General features: G+C 68.2%; 16 protein-coding genes. 5 read left to right on the top strand and 11 right to left on the bottom strand.

All coding sequences use genetic code 11. From position 1 onward, the window contains the following. Nucleotides 1-218 precede the first annotated feature (218 nt). From IEY84_RS09205 to IEY84_RS09215, 3 genes are all read right to left on the bottom strand, one after another. Nucleotides 219-1688 (bottom strand): S8/S53 family peptidase, encoded by a 1470-nt coding sequence (locus tag IEY84_RS09205; protein WP_183542344.1) that lies wholly within the window; start codon nt 1686-1688, stop codon nt 219-221. Nucleotides 1689-1758: 70 nt separating this feature from the next. Beyond that, nucleotides 1759-2166: a hypothetical protein gene (locus IEY84_RS09210; protein WP_183542346.1), complete on the bottom strand. Its 408-nt coding sequence runs from the start codon at nt 2164-2166 to the stop codon at nt 1759-1761. Nucleotides 2167-2264: 98 nt separating this feature from the next. Then, nucleotides 2265-2864 (bottom strand): RNA polymerase sigma factor, encoded by a 600-nt coding sequence (locus tag IEY84_RS09215; protein ID WP_183542348.1) that lies wholly within the window; start codon nt 2862-2864, stop codon nt 2265-2267. A 279-nt stretch (nt 2865-3143) separates the two neighbouring features. Here IEY84_RS09215 and IEY84_RS09220 point away from each other — a divergent pair, with 279 nt between their 5' ends. Together IEY84_RS09220 and IEY84_RS09225 are read left to right on the top strand one after the other, a co-directional pair. Then, entirely contained in the window at nt 3144-4301 is a 1158-nt protein-coding gene (locus IEY84_RS09220; protein WP_183542350.1) for a lipid II:glycine glycyltransferase FemX, read from the top strand. A 7-nt stretch (nt 4302-4308) separates the two neighbouring features. Further along, nucleotides 4309-5361 carry an alanine racemase gene (locus IEY84_RS09225; RefSeq protein WP_183542352.1) on the top strand — a complete coding sequence of 351 codons (1053 nt, stop codon included), beginning with the start codon at nt 4309-4311 and terminating at the stop codon, nt 5359-5361. On the opposite strand, the gene IEY84_RS09230 is transcribed toward IEY84_RS09225, so the two are convergent. Together IEY84_RS09230 and IEY84_RS09235 are read right to left on the bottom strand one after the other, a co-directional pair. Beyond that, nucleotides 5319-6749, bottom strand: a complete 1431-nt coding sequence (locus tag IEY84_RS09230; protein ID WP_229788515.1) for a glycosyltransferase family 87 protein — start codon at nt 6747-6749, stop codon at nt 5319-5321. The genes IEY84_RS09225 and IEY84_RS09230 overlap by 43 nt on opposite strands. A gap of 11 nt (nt 6750-6760) precedes the next feature. Further along, nucleotides 6761-9175 carry a transglycosylase domain-containing protein gene (locus IEY84_RS09235; protein WP_229788518.1) on the bottom strand — a complete coding sequence of 805 codons (2415 nt, stop codon included), beginning with the start codon at nt 9173-9175 and terminating at the stop codon, nt 6761-6763. Nucleotides 9176-9888: 713 nt separating this feature from the next. On the opposite strand from IEY84_RS09235, the gene IEY84_RS09240 reads away from it, so the two are divergent. Then, on the top strand, nt 9889-10542 hold the full coding sequence (locus IEY84_RS09240) for a PadR family transcriptional regulator (RefSeq protein WP_183542358.1): 654 nt from the start codon (nt 9889-9891) through the stop codon (nt 10540-10542). A 44-nt stretch (nt 10543-10586) separates the two neighbouring features. Continuing rightward, nucleotides 10587-11669: an inositol-3-phosphate synthase gene (locus IEY84_RS09245; protein WP_183542360.1), complete on the top strand. Its 1083-nt coding sequence runs from the start codon at nt 10587-10589 to the stop codon at nt 11667-11669. Between the two features lie 86 nt (nt 11670-11755). Here the strand turns inward: IEY84_RS09245 and IEY84_RS09250 are convergent, their stop codons facing one another. The 3 genes from IEY84_RS09250 to IEY84_RS09260 are packed head-to-tail and all read right to left on the bottom strand — an operon-like array spanning nt 11756 to nt 14801. Next, nucleotides 11756-12979: an ABC transporter permease gene (locus IEY84_RS09250; protein ID WP_183542362.1), complete on the bottom strand. Its 1224-nt coding sequence runs from the start codon at nt 12977-12979 to the stop codon at nt 11756-11758. After that, nucleotides 12976-13683, bottom strand: a complete 708-nt coding sequence (locus IEY84_RS09255) for an ABC transporter ATP-binding protein (RefSeq protein WP_183542364.1) — start codon at nt 13681-13683, stop codon at nt 12976-12978. The genes IEY84_RS09250 and IEY84_RS09255 overlap by 4 nt, the downstream gene beginning before the upstream one ends. After that, entirely contained in the window at nt 13680-14801 is a 1122-nt protein-coding gene (locus IEY84_RS09260) for a permuted SH3 domain-containing protein (protein WP_183542366.1), read from the bottom strand. The genes IEY84_RS09255 and IEY84_RS09260 overlap by 4 nt, the downstream gene beginning before the upstream one ends. 151 nt (nt 14802-14952) lie before the next feature. Here IEY84_RS09260 and IEY84_RS09265 point away from each other — a divergent pair, with 151 nt between their 5' ends. After that, complete coding sequence (locus IEY84_RS09265) at nt 14953-16212, top strand: helix-turn-helix domain-containing protein (protein WP_183542368.1); 1260 nt, start codon at nt 14953-14955, stop codon at nt 16210-16212. A 14-nt stretch (nt 16213-16226) separates the two neighbouring features. Here the strand turns inward: IEY84_RS09265 and IEY84_RS09270 are convergent, their stop codons facing one another. From IEY84_RS09270 to IEY84_RS09280, 3 genes are all read right to left on the bottom strand, one after another. Further along, nucleotides 16227-16682 (bottom strand): SRPBCC family protein, encoded by a 456-nt coding sequence (locus IEY84_RS09270; RefSeq protein WP_183542370.1) that lies wholly within the window; start codon nt 16680-16682, stop codon nt 16227-16229. Nucleotides 16683-16752: 70 nt separating this feature from the next. Next, nucleotides 16753-18276, bottom strand: a complete 1524-nt coding sequence (locus tag IEY84_RS09275; protein ID WP_183542372.1) for a LicD family protein — start codon at nt 18274-18276, stop codon at nt 16753-16755. Nucleotides 18277-18368: 92 nt separating this feature from the next. Beyond that, the gene (locus IEY84_RS09280) at nt 18369-19817 is read right to left on the bottom strand and encodes a CCA tRNA nucleotidyltransferase (RefSeq protein WP_183542374.1); all 1449 of its coding nucleotides are present in this window, start codon (nt 19815-19817) and stop codon (nt 18369-18371) included. Nucleotide 19818 lies beyond the last annotated feature (1 nt).

A 19818-nucleotide genomic window follows, 5' to 3' on the forward strand; every position in this document is an offset into this window, starting at 1 on the left:
GTGCCCGATCTAGCATCGACATCGCCTGATCAAGGTCTGATTGATCTGCTTCGATGTAGGCCAGTGTCGATTCGATCCGAGCCAGCAGCGCCGAATCGCCACTCCCGCTTGCAAGGTGCTGAGCCCTCGACAGGACGCTCTGAGCCTCGACAAGGTTACCGAGGTTCATGGCCACGACCCCCTGCCGGTGTAACTCCTCAGCGTCCTGGTCCATCCCGTCAGACCTCAGGTTGAAGCGTGGTCAGCGCCGCCAGCGCCTCCCTGGCGCGCGTTATGTCGTGCTCGGTGTCACCGGGACGACCGTTTTCGCACAAGTGTTGGGCGATCCGTCCGGCTAGAAGCGGTGCCGCAAAGGACGTACCGCTCCAGGTGCTGAATCCCCCGGTGAAGTCGTCCGGATCCAACGACGAACGAGTGCGGCCTAGATGCTCGGACTCAATCAGAGCCTGATAACCCCCTTCAAAACCGCTCGGCAGCGTGCTCACAACCCCAGCCCCGATTTCGTACGCTCGCACCCAAGCGCCCGAATTGCTGAACAGGGCATCGGTCTTACCGTTGGGGTTGAGGGCGCCAACCGACACGATTGGAAGCGTGCCCGGCCTAGGCTTCACGGGCCCACCGCCGTCGGTCCAAGGTGCGAACGCAGCCGGGAAGAACGGCCGATCGGTGGATTCGTTGCCAGCAGAGCACACCACAACCGTGCCGTTGGAAGACAGATCGGCCAGAATCTCGTACAACGTGGGATCGAAGTACTTGTCTGCCGGCGTCTCGTGGTAGTAGCCCATAGACAAGTTCAGAACGTCGATTCTGCGTCCACGAGGGTCACCGAGGCGGTAGAGGTGAACCAGTTCGGCGATCTGCGCAAGCGCCGTGATCCAGTCAGTCTCGGCGATCGGACCATCGGGCGGTACGACCCGCCATGAAAGGATCTCGGCATCTGGGCACGACTGGTGGACGAGGCCAGCGATGAAGGTTCCATGCCCGGCGAGCGGGTCGATCACCCCATCGAGTGGCCCGACCTGGTCCCCGTCAAGCTCGGAGTTGGCCACATGAGCAGGCCACCCGATCGGATGCTCCCCCAGACGAGCATCGCGCTCGACAAACCCCAGCCAGGGATGATCCCCGCATCCTGTATCGAGAATCGCCACCACCGGGCGGTCACAACCATCCAGTTCATCATCGCTGCGCCTTTTCGGCGGATGCCCCACGTAAGCGACTGGCATTCGTCCGCCAGTCCCCAGCGGGTCGTAGTCATCGTCGCTATTGCCCCGATTGTGCGGATTTCCCCTGTTGTGCGGGTTCCCGCGATTGTGCGGGTTGCCACGATTGTGGGGCTTGTCACCGATCACAGGGTCAGGGACGAGGACGTGCTCCAGGCTCACTCCACCTACGTCTTCAGGATCCGAAGCCCTCAGGTACTGCAACACTGTCCACGCGTCAGGCGCTTGGACTGCCTTACCAGGCCGAACTCCCAGCCGCACGCGACGTACGCCGAATCGCAGCCCGGCTGCGTGCGGCGGCTCGTCCTCGGCGACCGCGCGCCAACCAAGTCCCTTGGCGGCCTTCTCGATCCGGTCGAAGGTGTCCTCGAAGTCGACCGATTTAGAGACGAGCAGCACAGATGAGGAGTAGATCGTCGAGCGCGCATTAACGCCGTCGACGGCGACCGCGTTGGTGGGATCGAGCACGCGTGCCTCTGCGGATCCGTACGCCACCGAAAACCGTGGCTCACTCTTGGGGTGCACTGTTACTCCTGGATCAGATCTCGAACGTGGGGGTGAGGAAGGCCGACGAACCGTCGGCGGGCTCGAAGCGGAGCCTGATGAGGCCGGCGGGGAGCGAGGTGAGCTCGAAGCGGCCAGAGGCGCCCAACGTGACAGCGACGATGGGCGTACGGGCGTCGTCGGCGCGGATGGCGCGGACGGTCATGGGTGAGCCGGGGACGACCCAGCCGTCGAGGCGGGCGGTGGTGTCGGTGTCCGACGCGACACGGACCAGGACATCGACACCGGACTGGGCGAACCGCAACGTATAAGCAGAACGGGCTGAGGCGGGAGCGGCCGAGCGCACCCCGAGGGCCTCCGTGGACGACTCCACCAGGAGCATCAGCTCCAGATCGAGACCCAGACCGGATTCCGATGCAGCACCAGCGGCGGCCGCCTGCATCCGGGAGATCAGGCCCCCCGGGACTGGATCACCGGCAACATAAGCCTGTCGAACCAGACCCAACAGCTCATCGCAAGTGGGCTCCTCCGAGCGACCCATCACGACACCCCCTCGTCACGAAGCGAGTCCCGCAGCTTCCCGAGACAGCGGCCGCGGGTGGGGCCGATGCTGCCGACAGGCATGTTGAGCTCTTTGGCCAGGCCGGCGTAGTCCGGCCGATCAGAGAACGCGACCACGCGCAGCAGCCGCCGGCACCGCTCGGGGAGCGACTCCACGGCCGCCCAGATGAGCGAGTTGCGGTCGCCCTCGACGACCAGCGACTCGGCCGAGCGCTGGGTCGGGACGCGGGACTCGAGCGCCTCGTCCTCCACGGGTACGTCACGCCCGGACCGCTTCGCGACCCGCCACGCCTCACGGCGCGTGGTCAGCGTGAGCCAGGCGCCGACGGCTGCGGTGTCGAGGATCGAGGAGTTCTTGCGTACGAAAGCAAGCCAACACGTCTGGACGACGTCCTCGGCCTGCTCCTGGGTGAGCCGGTAGGAGCGGGCGATCTGCCACAGGACGGGCGTCATCGTCGCGACCAGATCGTCGAGGGCGGCGGAGTCGCCACTGAGCCAGCGGTCGAAGTCGGCACTGGCCTGAGACCACACGGTCGCAGGTGCGTCGGCATGACCCACCTCGCGTCGTACCCGTGTCACAGTCCCCTCCTCGACCGGCGGCCTCCGGGTCGGCGGCGAGCCGGTGGGGGGCCAGATGTCGCGCGGACGCGTCATCGTGGTGGTCATAGTTGCTGTCACGACTATCAGGAGGCCCGGGCCCCAAGCCGTGATACATCTGGTCGCAGACAATAGCGTCTATACGCGCCGGACTCACTAGGTAGCGTGAACGAGGTGGTGGAGGTCTCCTCGTCGGGTGGTCTCGACAAGCTCGACCACCGGGAGCAAACTCGACCACCGGTAGCGGGTAGCCTTCTGCGGGTGAGTCTCACCGTGCGCCCCATCACTGCTGCGGAGCATCTCGCCTTCATCGAGAAGCAACCCAGCGTGAGCTTCCTCCAGACCCCGTCGTGGGCGCGGGTCAAGACCGAGTGGCGCTCGGAGTCGGTCGGCTGGTTCGACGATGGCGGTGCCCTCGTCGGCGCCGCGCTGGTGCTCCACCGGCCGGTCCCGAAGCTCGAGCGGTTCACGCTCGCCTACCTGCCCGAGGGTCCGAGCATCGACTGGTCGGGCGATCTGGCTCCGTGGCTGGACCCGCTGGCCGCCTACCTGAAGAAGAACGGTGCCTTCGGCATCCGCATCGGCCCGCCGGTGACCACCGCCACCTGGAGCGCGGCTCAGGTCAAGGACGGCATCGCCGACGACACCGTCCAGCGCCTCGGCCAGCTCACCCCGACCCACCGCGACGCCACCGGCGCGCGCGTCGTCAGCCAGCTCAGGGCGGCGGGCTGGAAGCTGCAGAGCCCCGAGGACGGCTTCGGCGCGGGGCAGCCGCAATACAACTTCGTCATCCCGCTGGCCCACGAGAACGGCACCCCGAAGACCGAGGATGAGGTCCTCAAGGGGATGAACCAGCTCTGGCGCCGCAACATCAAGAAATCGGCCAAGATGGGCGTCGAGGTGACCGTCGCCTCCCCCGTCAACCCGGCGGACGGCGACTTCGAGGGTGACCTGAGCGCCTTCCACGATCTCTACGTCCACACAGCCCAGCGCGACCACTTCACTCCCCGGCAGCGGAGCTACTTCAGCACCATGTTCTGGGCGATGTCGAACGAGGACCCGGAGCGGATCAAGCTCTTCCTCGCTCGGCACGAGGGCGACCTGGTCGCGGCCACGATCATGGTCCGCGTCGGCCAGCACGCCTGGTACTCCTACGGCGCCTCCTCGACCGAGAAGCGAGACGTACGTGGCTCCAACGCCCTCCAGTGGGCGATGATCCAGGACGCCATGGCCGCCGGCGCGACCACCTACGACCTGCGCGGCATCACTCCGACGCTCTCCACCGACGACTCCCACGTGGGGCTGATCCAGTTCAAGGTCGGCACCGGTGGCCAGGCGGTGGAGTACGCCGGGGAGTGGGACCTGCCGCTGAACAAGCCGATCTACACGGCCTTCGATGTCTACATGAAGAGGCGCTGATCACCGTATGCCGCTGAAACTGACCGTCGACTCCGATCGCTGGCGCAAGCACGTCCAGGCCTTCGCCGAGGCGACCCCGGGCCTGGTCCCGGTCGCGAAGGGCAACGGCTACGGCCTCACCCTCCGCAAGCTCGCCCACCAGACCGAGTGGCTCAACGAGCTCGGCACCGGTGTCGACACCCTCGCGGTGGGCACCTACAACGAGGTCTGGGAGGTCGCGACGCGGTTCAGCGGCTCGATCTACGTCCTCACGCCGTGGCGGCCCTACTCTCCCGAGATCAACCCGGAGATCGCCGACCGGGTGATCCACACGATCAGCCGCCCCGAGGACCTGCCGCTGCTGCTCGAGCGCCAGCCCAACGCCCGGGTGATCCTCGAGCTGGTCACCTCGATGCGTCGCCACGGGATGACGCCAAGCGACCTGTGGCCGACCTCCGCGATCGCCCACGAGCGGGCCCGCTTCGAGGGCGTCACGATGCACTTCGGCCTCGACGGCGGGTCGCTGGCCGAGGTGCGCGCCCAGATGGACGCCGTCGTCGGTGCCGAAGCGACCACGGTGTGGGTCTCCCACCTGAGCGCCAACGAGCTCGCCCAGCTGCGCGCCTCCTACGGTGACATCATCTTCCGTCCCCGGGTCGGCACCGGCCTGTGGCTCGGTGACCGCGGCGCTCTCACCGTGACCGCGACCGTCGAGGACGTGCACCCGCTCGAACGCGGATACTCCTACGGCTACCGCGGCCGCAGCGCGCTGCGTGCCGGCCATCTGGTGGTCGCCTCCGGTGGCACCGCCCACGGGATCGGGCTCGAGGCGCCGCTGGGCGACACCCACCTGCGCTCCCGCGCTCTCGCGGTCGCCCGCGGTGGGCTCGACGCCATGGGGCAGTCGCGCTCGCCGTACACGCTCGACGGCAAGGCGCTCTGGTTCGCCGAGCCGCCGCACATGCAGGAGTCGATGCTCATGCTTCCCTCCGGCGCGCGCGTGCCGGCGGTCGGCGAGGAGCTCGAGGTGCGGGTGCGCTACACCGCGACCTCGTTCGACGAGATCGTCCTCGACGGCTGACTGTCCTCGGCCTCCTCGCGAGCCTCGGTCCACCGGACCGGGTCGCGCCACGGCTCGTAGATCTCCCGGACGACGACCACGACCAGGTAGACCTCGGCGGCGACGCGGGCGAGGATCGCGAACCAGTACGCCGGCTGGTCACCGCCGCTGCCCGCGAGCAGGTCCGCGAGGTACCACCAGACCGCGACGAAGTAGATGAGCTCACCTGCCTGCCAGATGAGCTGGTCACGCCAGCGCGGCACGGCGAGGACGGCCAGCGGCAGCAGCCACAGGACGTACTGCGGTGAATACACCTTGTTGACCAGGAGAAACCCGGCGACGATCAGGAACCCGAGCTGCGCCAGCCGCGGGGTCTCGCGGGCGGTCAGACCGATGATCAGTACGCCGCTGCACCAGGCGATGAAGAAGGCCCAGGAGACGAGGTTGACCGTCTGCGCCGAGATCGCTGCGTCACTGGCCTGCTGGGCTACGAGCCACAGCGAGCCGAGGTCGGGGCCGCGCTCGGAGTTGAAGCTCCAGAAGACCTTCCACTGCTCCAGGCCGGTCGCCATCGCAGGCAGGTTCGCGAGCACCCAGGCGAGGATCGTCGCCAGGGCGGCGACCGCCAGGTCGTAGTAGCGGCGGCGCCGGAGACAGATGACGACCAGCCCGCCGAGCAGGAAGAGCGGGTAGAGCTTGGTCGCACAGCCCAGCCCGATCAGGATCCCGGTCAGCAGCGGCCGGTCCCGCGACCACGCCCACAACGCCCCGGCCACGAAGACCACGGCCAGCATGTCCCAGTTGATGACCCCGGTCACCGCCAGCACCGGGGCGAGCGCGAACGCGGCCGCATCCCACGGCCGTCGGCGATGCGTACGCGCCAGGAACCAGACGGAGAGCAACGCGGCGACCGCGAAGCCGATCACGTTGACGATGATGAAGACCCGGATCTCATGGAGCATGCCGGGCAGGCCCCAGAAGCTCGAGGTCTCGACGAGATGACGCTCGTCCTCGTCCGGGGTGTCGGTCAGCCAGTCGGTGACGTGCGCCGTCGCCCAGGCGTAGTAGGAGATGCCGGCCGGATACTCCATCACCTGCTGGTAGCGCGCCCGGACCTCGGGATCCGAGGAGTACGGCCACTCGTGCTCGGCCAGACCCCGGTCGACGTAGAGATAGGGCAGGTCGGAGTAGCAGAAGTTGGTGTATCTGCTCTCGCCGTTGGTCCAGGTGGCGTTGTAGCAGGTCTGCTTGGAGACCATCCCGATCGCGAACGTGAGCGCGGTCAGAAGCAGCAACAGGCCGACAGCGCTGAACCAGCGCCGTCGGCCGTGTGCGAGTCCCCCGAGAGGACCACCCACCGCGGCGGAGGCGGTCCTGACGACCGCGTCCTCCGCCGCTGGGGAGGTCACTGGACCATCCGTCACTGAGTAGCGCCCTCCGCAGTGCCTGTGTCGTTGTTGCCTCCGCCATTATTGCCGTCCGCCGGTGGCGAGGACGACTCGCAGTCGCCGAACCAGTCACAGGCGGTCTCGGTGACCTCCGGGTCCGTCGACTCGGACTCGTCCGGAGTCGTCTCCTCGCCCGGCCATTCGTCGGTGGGCTCGTCGGTCGGCTTCTGCGTCTCCTCGGGCTCCTCGATCGGGATGCACAGCTTCTTGCGCTCGTCCTTCTTGGAGCAGTCCTCCGACGGGGTCGGGGTCGGCTCCGGGGTCGCGGTCAGCGACGGCTCGTGACCGTCCTGGGGCGCGATCCCGTCCATCCAGGCCGGCTCCGGGAACTCCTCGAGCTCCAGGTCGTCGGTCAGCGGGCCCATGATCGCGGCCCACGTCTCGGCCGGGTAACCGGCTCCGTAGTAGGAGTCGAGCCAGTCGTCCAGCTTGCCGGAGCCCTTGCCACGGACGTACATCACTGCCGTCGCCAGCTGGGGCGTGTAGCCGGCGAACCACGCCGAGGAGACGTCGTCCTCGGCGTTGGTGGCCGTGCCTGTCTTGCCGGCGGCCGGCTGGTTGATCACACCGGCCGTCTTGCCGGTGCCGTTCTCGACGACCTGCTGGAGGGCGTACGAGGTGTCGTCGGCGGCGTCCTCGGACATCGCCCGCTCCTCGCCGTCACGCTGGTCCCACTCGTAGACGACCTCGCCCTTGGCGTCGACCACCTTCGAGACGACGTGCACGGTGTTGCGTACGCCGCCGTTGGCGATCGTCGCGAAGCCGTTGGCCATGTTGATCGGGCTGATCGCCTGACGGCCCAGGGTGAGCAGATAGTTCTTCGGGTCGAAGTCGATCGAGTAGGCCGGGATCGAGCGGTAGTCGGCCGGAGCGTCCTCGGCGTGCTGCTCGTCGGGCGGCAGACCGGCCTTGACCGCCATCTCGTAGACGTCCTCGCTGCCGTTGGGCAGCGCGGCCGACATCTGGACGAACGAGGTGTTGACCGACTCCTCCATCGCCTTGATCCCGGTGATGTGCTCGCCGTAGCTGTGACCCTTGGGATCCGCGTCGCTCTGGCCCGAGTTCCGAACCTCGCCGCCACCGGCGTACTCCAGACCGGCCTCACCGGTCCAGGTGTCCTTGAGCGAGTAGCCCGCCTCGAGAGCCGCGGCGAGCGTGAACGGCTTCATCGTCGACCCGGCCATGCCGCCCGAGGCCGCCCAGTTGATCTGGGACTCGAGGTAGTCCTGACCGCCGTAGAAGCCCTTGAGCGCACCGGTCTTCACGTCGACCGTGGCAGCCCCCACGTGCAGCTCGTTCTCGGGATGCTTGGGATTGACCGCCTTCTTGTCCTCCGGACGTACGTCCCTGACGGCGTCCTCGGAGGCCTTCATCGCCTTCGCGCTCAGCGTGGTGGTGACCTTCAGCCCCTTGCTGTCGATCTCCTCCTCGGTGAAGAGCGGCTCGCCATCCTCGTTCTTGAGGGACTTCAGCTCGTTCTTCACGAGCGTGAGCACGTGGCCCTTCTGCCCACCGAGGCGGCTGTCGGCCTTCGGCTTGGGGAACTTCGGCAGCGATTCCTTCGCCTTCTCGAGGGTGGCCTCGTCGTATTCGCTGAGCGCCTTGCCCTGGCTCTTGAGCTCGGCCATGCCCTTGAGGACGTACTGATAACGGCCGAGCAGCTCGGTGCCGCCGGCGTCCTCGCCCGCCTTCTCCGGGTCGAACCCGTTCGGGTTGTTGAGGATCGCGGTCAGCGCCGCGGCCTCCTTGATGTTCAGGTCCTTGGCCGACTTGCGGAAATAGGTCTTCGCCGCGGTCTGGACGCCGTAGGCACCACGCCCGAAGTAGACGGTGTTGAGGTAGCCCGTCAGGATCTCGTCCTTGGAATGCTGCCGGCTGATCTTGAGCGAGACGACCGCCTCTTTGACCTTGCGGGAGTAGGTGCGTTCCGCGCTCAGGTAGAGGTTCTTCACGTACTGCTGAGTGATCGTCGAGGCGCCGCCCTGACTTCCGGTGGTGGCGTTGGTGAACAGGGTGCGGGCGATGCCCTTGAGGTCGATGCCGTTGTTCTCGTAGAAGCTGCGATCTTCGGCGGCCACGGCCGCGTCCTTCACGAGCGCGGGCATCTCCTCGGGGCTCAGCGCATCACGGTTCTGGTCGCCCGCCTGGAAGCGGCCGATCTCCTTCTTGCCGCCGGCGTAGTAGACGAAGCTGGACTCGGCCTCGAACGCCGCGTTGGCGCTGGGGATCGAGATCATGTTGTAGGAGATGATCACCGCAGCGCTGCCGATGAGCGCCAGGACCAGCGCGCCGATGGCCGCGATCTTGCCGATCCGCGCCGCCAGCGCCTTCTTGTCCAGCGGACCGCCGTCATCCGCACCGAAAGCAGACTTGGGGTCACGCCCCATGCCACCGCCGCTGCCGCCGCTGACGCCGCGACCGTGTCGCTCGGGACGCACAGGCCGCTGACCGAGCCGGTCGACCGGAGGCTCACCGGGACGACGAGCACCCGGGTAGGGAGGCTGCTGTCCGGGTCGGGGACCTCCAGGAGGCATCGGACGCTGGGCGCCCGGGGGCCGCGGACGACCGCCCGGCGGCTGACCCTGCGGAGCGCCCTGCGGGCGGCGCGGAGCCGGCGGGCGACCGGACAGAGCACCCTGTGGCGGGCGCGGTCCGCCCTGGGGTCGTCCTGGCAGCCCACCGCGATCGGGCCTGCGGGGACTGGCGTTGCTGGGGCCTGGCCTCTGCGGACGGGGTCCGTTCGGAAAGGCGCCTGAAGGGTCGCTCACGGGTATTGCACTGCTCCTGTGACTGCCCGGCACGTGACCGGACGGGCTGACACTGACAATCCCCCGACGTCGCTGAATTCCCCGAGGGAATCCCTTCTGCTTGACGCGACGCTTGCCGGACATCTCCCCGGGTGGTTCCGCGGGGGCGGTGAACGGCAGCCATCAGCGTACGCAATCGACGCTAGCGCCCGCGCATCCACGCCCAGCGCGCCTGAAGTCACCCGACGTCAACAGTTCGGTGACGGTTGCATCGAAGTGGTCTCTTTCGGCGTCATCAGACAAGACTTAGGTCTCTGTTTTGCCTGCACAGATATATCGGTACGATAGGTCGCATGGCACGTCGCGCAGAGACGATCGAGTTGGCAGTCCTTGGGCTGCTGCACGAGTCGCCTATGCATGGCTACGAGCTGCGGAAGCGGCTCAACCTGATGCTCGGCTGGGGTCGAGTGCTGTCGTACGGCTCGCTCTACCCAGCCCTGAAGAAGATGCTGCGCAAGCACCTCATCGAGGAGGAGACGCAGAGCGTCACACCGGTGACCCGGCGACCGCGGATCGTCTACCAGCTGACGCCTGCCGGCGAGCGAGAGTTCACCCAGCTCATGTCTGAGGTGGGTCCGATGGCTTGGGAGGACGACAATTTCGACATCAGGTTCGCGTTCTTCGGTCGCACCGACATGGAGATCAGGCTTCGCGTCCTCGAAGGACGTCGCAGCCGGCTCCAGGAGCGGCTCGACCGGGTGCAGCGCGAGCTTGCCATGACCCAGAAAGAGGTCGACTCCTACGCCCGCGAGCTTCAGCGTCACGGCGTCGAGTCGGTCGAGCGGGAAGTCCGATGGCTCTCCTCGTTGATCGACGCCGAGCGTAATCCGAAGCCTGTGCTCGACGAGCAGGCGACGGGTCGGGGGGAGCTGGGGGATGACGACGGCGTACGCGACGGAGCGGACGTCTCGCGCACAGCGCAGAGCAGCCAAGAGAACGAGAAATGACCTCCGTGCCGGTGCGCCGGTCAGGAGTATTGGAAGGAGCCCCGATGGGTTCGGTTCGTGTAGCAATCGCGGGAGTCGGCAACTGCGCCAGCTCCCTGGTCCAGGGTGTGGAGTACTACAAGGACGCCGACCCGGCGGGCACTGTCCCGGGCCTCATGCACGTCAAGTTCGGTGACTACCACGTCTCTGACGTCGAGTTCGTCGCCGCCTTCGACGTCGACGACAAGAAGGTCGGCAAGGACCTCTCCGAGGCGATCAACGCCTCCGAGAACAACACCATCAAGATCGCCGATGTGCCGTTCACCGGCGTCGAGGTCCAGCGCGGCCCCACGCTCGACGGTCTGGGCAAGTACTACCGCCAGACCATCTCCGAGTCCGGCCTCGACCCCGTCGACGTCGTCTCGGTCCTGCGTGAGAACGAGGTCGACGTCCTCGTCTCCTACCTTCCGGTCGGGTCGGAGGAGGCGGACAAGTTCTACGCGCAGTGCGCGATCGACGCGGGCGTCGCCTTCGTCAACGCGCTGCCGGTCTTCATCGCCTCCGACCCCGAGTGGGCCGCGAAGTTCGAGGCCGCAGGCGTCCCGATCGTCGGTGACGACATCAAGTCGCAGGTCGGTGCCACCATCACCCACCGCGTCATGGCCAAGCTGTTCGAGGACCGCGGTGTCGCGCTGGACCGCACGTACCAGCTCAACGTCGGCGGCAACATGGACTTCAAGAACATGCTCGAGCGCGAGCGGCTGGAGTCCAAGAAGGTCTCCAAGACGCAGGCCGTGACGTCGAACCTGACCGGCGAGCTGGCCGACAAGATCGACAGCAGGAACGTGCACATCGGTCCTTCCGACTATGTGCAGTGGCTCGACGACCGCAAATGGGCGTACGTCCGGCTCGAGGGCCGCGCGTTCGGCGACGTCCCGCTCAACCTGGAGTACAAGCTCGAGGTCTGGGACTCCCCCAACTCCGCGGGCATCATCATCGACGCCGTCCGTGCCGCCAAGATCGCCAAGGACCGCGGCATCGGCGGTCCGATCATCCCGGCGTCGGCGTACCTCATGAAGAGCCCGCCGGTTCAGATCGAGGACACCGAGGGTCGCGTTCAGCTGGAGGCGTTCATCCGCGGCGAGTGAGCCGCTTCCGCCGAGTCGGCGCATCCTGACAAGAAATCCCGCCGAGTCGGCGCGTTCTAACGCGCCGACTCGGCGGGTTCTTGGGCTCAGAACCGGATCGCGTCGATGATCTTGACGCGCGCCGCGATCATCGCCGGGAGGATCCCGGCGAGTGCGCCGACGGCGAGGGCGACGGCGAGGCCGAGGAACGCTGCCGAGAGCGGGAAGGGCGGGACGTCGTCGATGCCTTGGAGGACGTACTTCTCCACCAGCGGGTTCTTGACGGCGGCCACGGCCAGGAGCACACCGACCAGGCCGGCCACGACGGTGGCCACGACGCTCTCCATCATCACCGAGAAGAACACCCGGCCGGTCGTCGCGCCGAAGCTCCGTCGGATCCCGATCTCGCGGATCCGCTGCTGGATGGTGACCAGGGCGATGTTGAGCAAGCTCAGGGCGCCGAGCAGCAGGATGATGCCGGCGATCCCGATGATCACCCACTTGATCGGCCCGATCGGGTCCTCCCCGCCCCACGCCATGTAGTCGTCGCGGTAGGCGTCGACCTGAAGACCCGGCAGCTCGGCGCGCATCGCCGCGTTGATCTCACCGGCGAGCTCGTCGGCACCCTCGACCGGCACCCACATCTCGTAGCCGGCGTCCGTCGGCGCTCCGGTCTGCCAGTGCACCAGCGAGTCGGCGAGCATGAACGCCCGCGGCGTGCCGTACCCACGCATGCTCGTCACGCCGACGATCGTGGCGGTCACCGACATTCCTTGACCCCGCAGGTCGACGGAGGTCGGCAACGGCGTGCCCTGCAGGCCGAGCTTCTTCAGAAACGTCTCGTCGACCACCAGCGCCGGCGAGAGACTCTCCTTGTCGGACTCCTCGAGCCAGCGACCCTGCGGGACCACGACCCGGTGGATGGCGGCGTACGCAGGATCGACCCCCATCAGCTCGACCCGCTTGCTGCTGCCGGCGGTGGTCGCCTTGATGTCGAAGGCCGAGATCCTCGCCGAGGCGTACGTGACGCCGAACCGCTCCGCGACCGTCTGGAACGCGGGCCGGACCCGCTCGACGGAGAGCGGCATGCCGTTGCGGTCGTCGTAGGCCGAGATCGAGATGTGAGCCGGCCGTCCCTCGGTCTCGTAGGACTCGGTGAACATCTGCTTCGCGATCTGACCGGCCGCCACTGTCGCGGTGATCGAGGCGACCGCGACCGCCACCCCCACCAGCGACAGCAGCACCCGGAGCTTGTGGATGCGCAGCTCCTGCCACGCCTCCACGGTCGAGGCGGCCAGACCCGTGGCGACGCGCGCCGCGGCCGCCCTCATACCGCCGCCTCCTCGGCCAGCGGGTGCAGCCGGCCCTCGGCGAGCCGGAACCGGCGCCGCGCCAGGGCCGCGACGTTCTGGTCGTGGGTGATGGTGATCAGCGCCGCGCCGGACTCGTAGGTCGCCTGGTCGAGCAGCTTCATCACCATCGCGCCGGTCTCCACGTCGAGGGCTCCGGTCGGCTCGTCGGCCAGCACCACCGTCGGCCTGCGGACGAGGGCGCGGGCGATGGCGATGCGCTGCTGCTCACCGCCGGAGAGGAACTGCGGCATCGCGTCGAGCCGGTCACCGAGCCCGACCTGGTCGAGCATCGCCGCCGCGATCCGGCGTCGCTGCCAGAACTCCTTGCCCGAGGCGTACAGGAGAGGGGCCATCACGTTCTCCAAGGCGGTACGCCCCGGGAGCAGGTTGAACTGCTGGAAGACGAACCCGACGTCACGTCCGCGGATCCGGGCGGCCTGTCGACCACTGATGTCGGTGACGTTGCGCCCTGCCCATTCCAGGGTCCCGCCGGTCGGCCGGTCCAGCAGGCCGAGCAGGTTCAGCAGCGTGGACTTGCCGGTGCCGGAGCGGCCGACGATGCCGACGTGGTCGCCGCGGCGTACAAGCAGGTCGACGCTGGTCAGGATGTGCAGGTCATCCCCGTCGGGGAGCTCGACCGTGCGGGCGACCCCGGTGAGCCTCAGAAGCTCCTCGGAGCTCACATCTCCCCCTCGGGCATCTCGCCGGACGTCTCGTCGCCCTTCCCGCCGGACGAGTCCTTCGAGCCCGGGACGTACCGCAGCACGGAGTCGCCGGCCTTCAACCCGCTGGTGACCTCGACGAGCTTGCCGTCGGTGACGCCGAGCTTGACCGGCTGCTCCGTCGGGGCCCCGTCCTCTCCGACGACCCAGACGCTGCCCTCGCCGACCAAGCCGGTGACCGCGGTGACCGGGACCGTGACGACGTCCCCGTCGCTCTTGCCCGCGTCGATGGCCATCGACATGGTCAGGCCGTCGAAGACGGTCACCTTCGGCGGCACCAGACAGCTGATCCGGGCACCGGTCCCGGACTCGCCCTCGCCGCTCGGCTCGCCCTCCATCATCTCGCCCTCGGGTGCGTCGCCGGTGATCGTCTCGGTCGCCGCGTCGCCGATCCTCAGATCGGTGCAGGCGAACGGCTTCGGTCCGCCCTCGATGGTCACGGTCGCCTGCTCCGGGTTGCCGGCCAGCCGGTATCGGTCCAGCGGCGAGATGGCGCCGACCGCATGGAACGTGGTGGGCCGGATCGAGACGACGACCCCGTCCTCGGCGACCTCGCCCAGCATGTCGACGGCGTAGTTGCCGACGATGCCGGTGGCGGGGGCGACGATCGTGTACCAGTGGTAGACCGGCTTGGGTGGCGCCGGCTCGGTCGGCGCATCGTCGCGATCCCCGTCGCCTCGGGCGTCATCGACGCTCCCGGGCTCGTCGACTGGCTCCTCGACGGGTGCTGCCGCCTCGGCGGGCTCCTCCTCGGCGCGCACCTGGAAGAGCTTGTCGCCCTTGTCCACCTTGGCGCCGGTCTCGGCGAACCGGTGTGCCAGCACTCCGGTGACCGAGCTCGTGGCCGAGACCGGCTTGTCGATCACGATGGTGCCGTCGATCGTGAGCGAGTTGGTGATCGTGCCCTTCTCGGCGACGACCTCCTCGGGTGGGATCTCCCCGGTCGGCGTCAGCGGCGCCCCGTCGGCATTCTGCGTCGACCCGGTGAAGGCCAGCTTGAAGAGGCTGACCGCGATGACCAGCCCGATCACGGCCCAGAACGACTTGGAGAGTACGCGGCGCACCGCCGTCTTCGACATGAACGGACTGTAGTCCCACGCCACCGAGCGCCACCGCCGAATTTCTCCCCGGTTCGGCAACACTCCGGCAACGGCCGTATCGAACACCTGTTCCATCCCCTAGACTCCAGGGCCCGCACGATCGACCGGCTCAGGCACGGAGACCCCCACGATGCGTCCTGACAACTCGACCTCCGATCGGACGACTCCGAGAGCCAGCGGCTCCGGCAAGGGCCGCGGTCTCATCCTGTTCGGCGCGGTCTCGGTCGCACTGATCTCGACGGCCGCCGCGTACGTCGCCATGGTCGGCTTCGGGCGAGACGTGCTCGCCATGGGCGCGATCAACGCCTATGCGTTCGCCGGCGTCTTCGAGCTCTCGCTGGTCACCGTCGCCTTGATGGCCCGGGAGGCCGCCCAGCAGGACCGGCCGGCCCAGACCCTGCTGACTCTGACCTGGCTGCTGTCGGCGGCGTCCGGGTTCTTCGCCGGCTGGCACGAGCTCCACCTCGGCCACGCCGCCACCGCGGCGGCGTTCCGGTTCATCGTGCCGCTGCTCGCCGCGCTGATGTGGCACCTGGCGCTCGTCGGCGACCGCCACCTGGCCATGGAACGCTCCTGGTCCGAGCTGCGGACGGGCGCCCGGATGCACGCCCTGCTGGCGACCCGGGTCGAGTGGCGACGGGCTCGCGACACGGCGTTGCGGAAGCGGACGGCCTCCTCCCGCCGGAAGCTCGAGCGCGCGCAGAAGCGCTACTGGCGCGCCGAGGCGGTAGCGCTGCGGTCGGTCGCGCCGGGCGCGATGCGCGACCAGATCACCCAGTGGGTCGACGCCTTCGCCGCAGTCGCCGAGGGGACTCGTCAGGCCGACCGGCTGCCGATAGCCCTGCCTTCTGCGCACGAGGCGCTCAGCGTGCCGGTCCCGGAACGGGTCTCCGCCAACCAGGTTCCCGAGCCGGCTGCGGATCAGAACATCGAGGAGGTGCCGATCGAAGTCGCCGACATGCCTCGCGAGGTGCTGCCGCCGCGGGAGAGCCGGACCCGCGAGATGGCTTCAGCGCTCGCCACCCCCGATACCCGGCGCCGGGTGTCGCGCCGGGTGACCGAGGCGGTACGCACCGCTGCCGACGCCGCCCCTGGCTCCGTGATGGCTCCGCAGTTCAGCAACGGCCGGACCGCGGCCACGCCTGGCGAGGCCGACGACACCCTGCTCGACCGGATCTCGTACCCGGAGAACGTCCCGGACCCGGAGCCGGCGATGGACTACCCGGACACCTTCCCCGACGAGGAGGAGGACCTGCTCAGCAACCTGCCCTCCGAACCCCGTGAGGCGGCGCGAATCCTGGTACGAGCCGGTGCGCCGGTGTCAAAGGTGGCAGACAGGCTGGGTGTGCACCCCAGCACCATCCGCCGCTGGGTCAAGACGCCTGCCTGAGCCAACCTCGGGCGTCAGCCTTCGAGGTCGGCCTTGAGCTTGGCCAGCGTGGTCGCCATGCCGGTACGCAGCTCCTCGGTGAAGCTCTCCTGACCGCCGAGCACCGCCTTCGTCAGCGAGCGGGACAGGCTGGAGATGCCGGTCGGGGTCTCGCGACGGTGTGTGACGACGGTGCCCTCCGCGGTCTCCTCCAGCTGGTAGGACCACACGGTGGTGTTCTCGGTGATGCGGAAGGCGAAGTCGGAGTGCGGGGTGAAGCGTACGACCTTGGCGTTGGTCGGCCAGTGCTTCCAGCCCTGGCGGTTGATGTTGAAGAAGCGGGTGCCCTCCTTCACCTGGCCGAACACGACAGTCTTCACCACCTGCGGGCTCCATGAGGCCATCCGTGGCAGGTCCGTGATCGCTGCCCACACCTGCGCCGGGGTGGCGTTGATGGTGGTGGACGCTTGGAGGTCTGTGATCGTCGTCATGGCGGAACCATACCGTCAGTATGGCCATCACGACAGGGTCCGACAGGGCTCGGACCCTCGGCAGACCGGGTCAGTCCTCGGTGTCGGACAGCTTCCACGGCCAGTCGTAGAACGGGTTGGGCGTGCCCCAGGTCGGGCCGTAGCGCTCGGCCAGGAAGCCCTCCGGATCGGCGGGCGCCAGCAGGTTCGCTCCCTTGAACGTGAGCTCGGTCGGCGGCAGCACCAGCGAGGTCGCGATCGGACGCAGCTTCATCTTCTCCATGTGCAGCGTCGTCTCCGCGCCCCCGACGAGGAGCGGGAACAGATCGATGTGCAACCGCGTCGCCGGGTCGGTGATGTGGAAGTTGAGCTGGTTGTTGGGTCTGGAGACCTTCCAGCCGCGCTCAGCGATCATCGCGCGCAACGTCGCCAGGACGGGCTCGGCCTCCTCCCGGGTCGCGGCCTCGAGCGGGATCAGCATGTCCACGTCGTCGTCGTGAGCCAGGAAGTCGTTCTCGCGAACGACCCCGAGCAGCGTCCCGTACGCCATCATCGCCGGCAACCCCTGCTCGGCGAGCAGCTCGGTGGCATGCCGCATGGTCGTCACGTAATCGGCCGAGTGCTTGCGCAGCACCCCGACGTCGCGGAAGCCGTGGCGGGTCAGCACTGCCTCCTCACCGCCGATCGCCACCGCCGCCCGGTTGACCGCGGTCTCGAGGCGGCGCAGGTCGGTGGTGGAGCGAAGGACCAGCTGGTACGCCTGCATCGACGTCGCCGTGGCGGGCACCCGCAACCTCTCCGCAGCGAGCAGGTGCCCGGCCAGAGCCCACTCGTCGTCGGAGAGCGTGGCGTCCTCCGCCAGGCGCGTCGGGACGAGCGCGGTGAGGAGCCGCTGCTCCTCGGCGTCGTCGGTGAGCAGGCCCTTCTCCGCGAGTCGGGCGAGGTCGGCGACGATCTCGACGTGCGCCTGGCGCGAGGCGTCCTCGGACTCCAGCACCTCGCGGCCCACGTCGCGGCCCGTCAACCGGGACACCAGCGCCAGGGTGCGCTCGACCGAGGAGTCGGAGTCGACCGAACGGAGGGTGTGGAAGGTGTCGTCGGCGTCGGCGATCGCGATCGTCAGCCGCCGGCTACGGACTCCCCAGCCGTCGCGGCGGTTGTAGACCCGGAGCTCGTCGGCCTCCACCGGCTGCGCCAGGGAGACCGTCCACCACGGGCCGTCCTCCCGACGCGTACGCAGCGTGCCGTAGTTGAACGGGTCGGCGCCCTGCGGCTGCGTCGGCGCGGCCGAGCTCTGCATGACTGACTGGGCGGCCGGCTCGACCCGGACCGGCTTGCCTGCGGCGTACAGCTCGAATCCGCGCAGGTCCACCTGGCCGGTGAACTTCGCGGGCAGATGCGCGTTGATCTGCGAGACACGTCCCTTGACCGGCACCGAGAGATAGCTGGCTCCGATTCCACCGAAGTAGCCGAGCGAGGGCAGGAGCTCAGGCGTCCCGGGGAGTCGACGCAGGCCGGTGGGCTCTCGGAGGTAGACACCGGTCGGCGACTCGACCTGCCCGCCGCTGCGGAGACGGGCAACGACAGACTTCAGCCGATCGGGGAGATTCGTCATCGTGCTTCCTGCCGGGATCAGGGGGCAAACGGACCCCGGAAGTCTCCCAGACACCTGTTGTTTACCTTCGTTCAGGTCGCCTGACCCCCGGTTCAGCTCCGCTCGGCCCACCAGGCGAGGAGCCGCTTCGCAGCCTCGTCCTCGGAGAGGACGCCCTCGTCGAGACGCAGGTCCATCAAGAACTTGTACGCCGCGCCGACCTCGCGCCCCGGAGAGATGTCCAGCAGCGACATGATCTGGTTGCCGTCGAGCGCGGGCCGGAGCGCGGCGAGCTCCTCCTCCTCGGAGATCCGCTCGATGCGGGCCTCGAGGGCGTCGTAGGTGCGGGCGAGGCGGTCGGCCTTGCGACGGTTGCGGGTGGTGCAGTCGGCTCGGGTGAGGATGTGGAGACGCTCGAGCTGGTCACCGGCGTCACGGACGTAGCGCCGCACCGCGGAGTCGGTCCATTCGCCGTCGCCGTAGCCGTGGAAGCGCAGGTGCAGCTCGACGAGCGAGGAGACCGCGTCGATCTCGTCATTGGAGAAGCGCAGCGCCTTCATCCGCTTGCGGGTCAGCTTGGCGCCGACGACGTCGTGGTGGTGGAAGGAGACGGTGCCGTCGTCATGGAACTTGCGGGTGCGCGGCTTGCCGACGTCGTGCATCAGCGCCGCGAACCGCGAGATGAAGTCAGGCCCACCACCGAGACGCTTCTCCTGGTCGATGGACTGCTCGAGCACGGTGAGGGTGTGCTCGTAGACGTCCTTGTGGCGGTTGTGCTCGTCGCGCTCCATCTTCAGCGCGGTCAGCTCGGGCAGCACCAGCTCGGCCAGCCCGGTCTCGACCAACAGCGAGAGGCCGCGGCGAGGGAAGGGCGCGCAGATCAGCTTCACCAGCTCGTCGCGGACCCGCTCGGCGGAGATGATCGAGATCCGCGACGCCATGTCCTTCATCGCAGCGACGACCTCGGGCGCGACCTCGAACCCCAGCTGGGCCGCGAACCGCGCGGCCCGCATCATCCGCAGCGGGTCGTCGGAGAAGGAGGCTTCGGGGGTGCCAGGGGTGCGAAGCACCCGGGTCGCCAGGTCCACCACCCCGCCGTAGAGGTCGACGACCTCACGGCCGGGGAGCCTGACGGCCATCGCGTTGACGGTGAAGTCGCGGCGTACGAGATCGTCGGCCAGGGACGTCCCGTAGGCCACGGAAGGCTTGCGGGAGTCGGCCTCGTAGGCCTCGGAGCGATAGGTGGTGACCTCCACCTGCCACGGGCCCTTGCGGGTGCCGATGGTGCCGAAGTCACGGCCCATGTCCCACAGCGCCTCGCCCCACGTACGCAGGATCTTCTCGGTCTCCTCGGGCCGGGCCGAGGTGGTGAAGTCGAGATCGTTGTGCGGGCGCCCGAGCATCGCGTCGCGGACAGGGCCTCCGACCAGCGCCAGCTCGAAGCCGGAGCGAGCGAAGGCCTCGCCTAGGGAGTCGATGACAGGTGCGATACGGTCCAGTTCAGCAGTCACCGATCGCTGAACATCGGCGACGCTGATCGGGGGAAGCTGGCTGTCGGACACA

This window comes from Nocardioides albus (assembly GCF_014648255.1).
Taxonomy (GTDB): domain Bacteria; phylum Actinomycetota; class Actinomycetes; order Propionibacteriales; family Nocardioidaceae; genus Nocardioides; species Nocardioides albus.

Bases quoted from the DNA above. Each gene is read 5' to 3' on its own strand.
- IEY84_RS09240 (WP_183542358.1), top strand. From the start codon at position 9,889: ATGGCACGTCGCGCAGAGACGATCGAGTTGGCAGTCCTTGGGCTGCTG.
- IEY84_RS09245 (WP_183542360.1), top strand. From the start codon at position 10,587: ATGGGTTCGGTTCGTGTAGCAATCGCGGGAGTCGGCAACTGCGCCAGC.
- IEY84_RS09265 (WP_183542368.1), top strand. From the start codon at position 14,953: ATGCGTCCTGACAACTCGACCTCCGATCGGACGACTCCGAGAGCCAGC.
- IEY84_RS09260 (WP_183542366.1), bottom strand. From the start codon at position 14,801: ATGTCGAAGACGGCGGTGCGCCGCGTACTCTCCAAGTCGTTCTGGGCC.
- IEY84_RS09250 (WP_183542362.1), bottom strand. From the start codon at position 12,979: ATGAGGGCGGCCGCGGCGCGCGTCGCCACGGGTCTGGCCGCCTCGACC.
- IEY84_RS09225 (WP_183542352.1), top strand. From the start codon at position 4,309: ATGCCGCTGAAACTGACCGTCGACTCCGATCGCTGGCGCAAGCACGTC.
- IEY84_RS09235 (WP_229788518.1), bottom strand. From the start codon at position 9,175: ATGGGGCGTGACCCCAAGTCTGCTTTCGGTGCGGATGACGGCGGTCCG.
- IEY84_RS09270 (WP_183542370.1), bottom strand. From the start codon at position 16,682: ATGACGACGATCACAGACCTCCAAGCGTCCACCACCATCAACGCCACC.
- IEY84_RS09210 (WP_183542346.1), bottom strand. From the start codon at position 2,166: ATGCAGGCGGCCGCCGCTGGTGCTGCATCGGAATCCGGTCTGGGTCTC.
- IEY84_RS09275 (WP_183542372.1), bottom strand. From the start codon at position 18,276: ATGACGAATCTCCCCGATCGGCTGAAGTCTGTCGTTGCCCGTCTCCGC.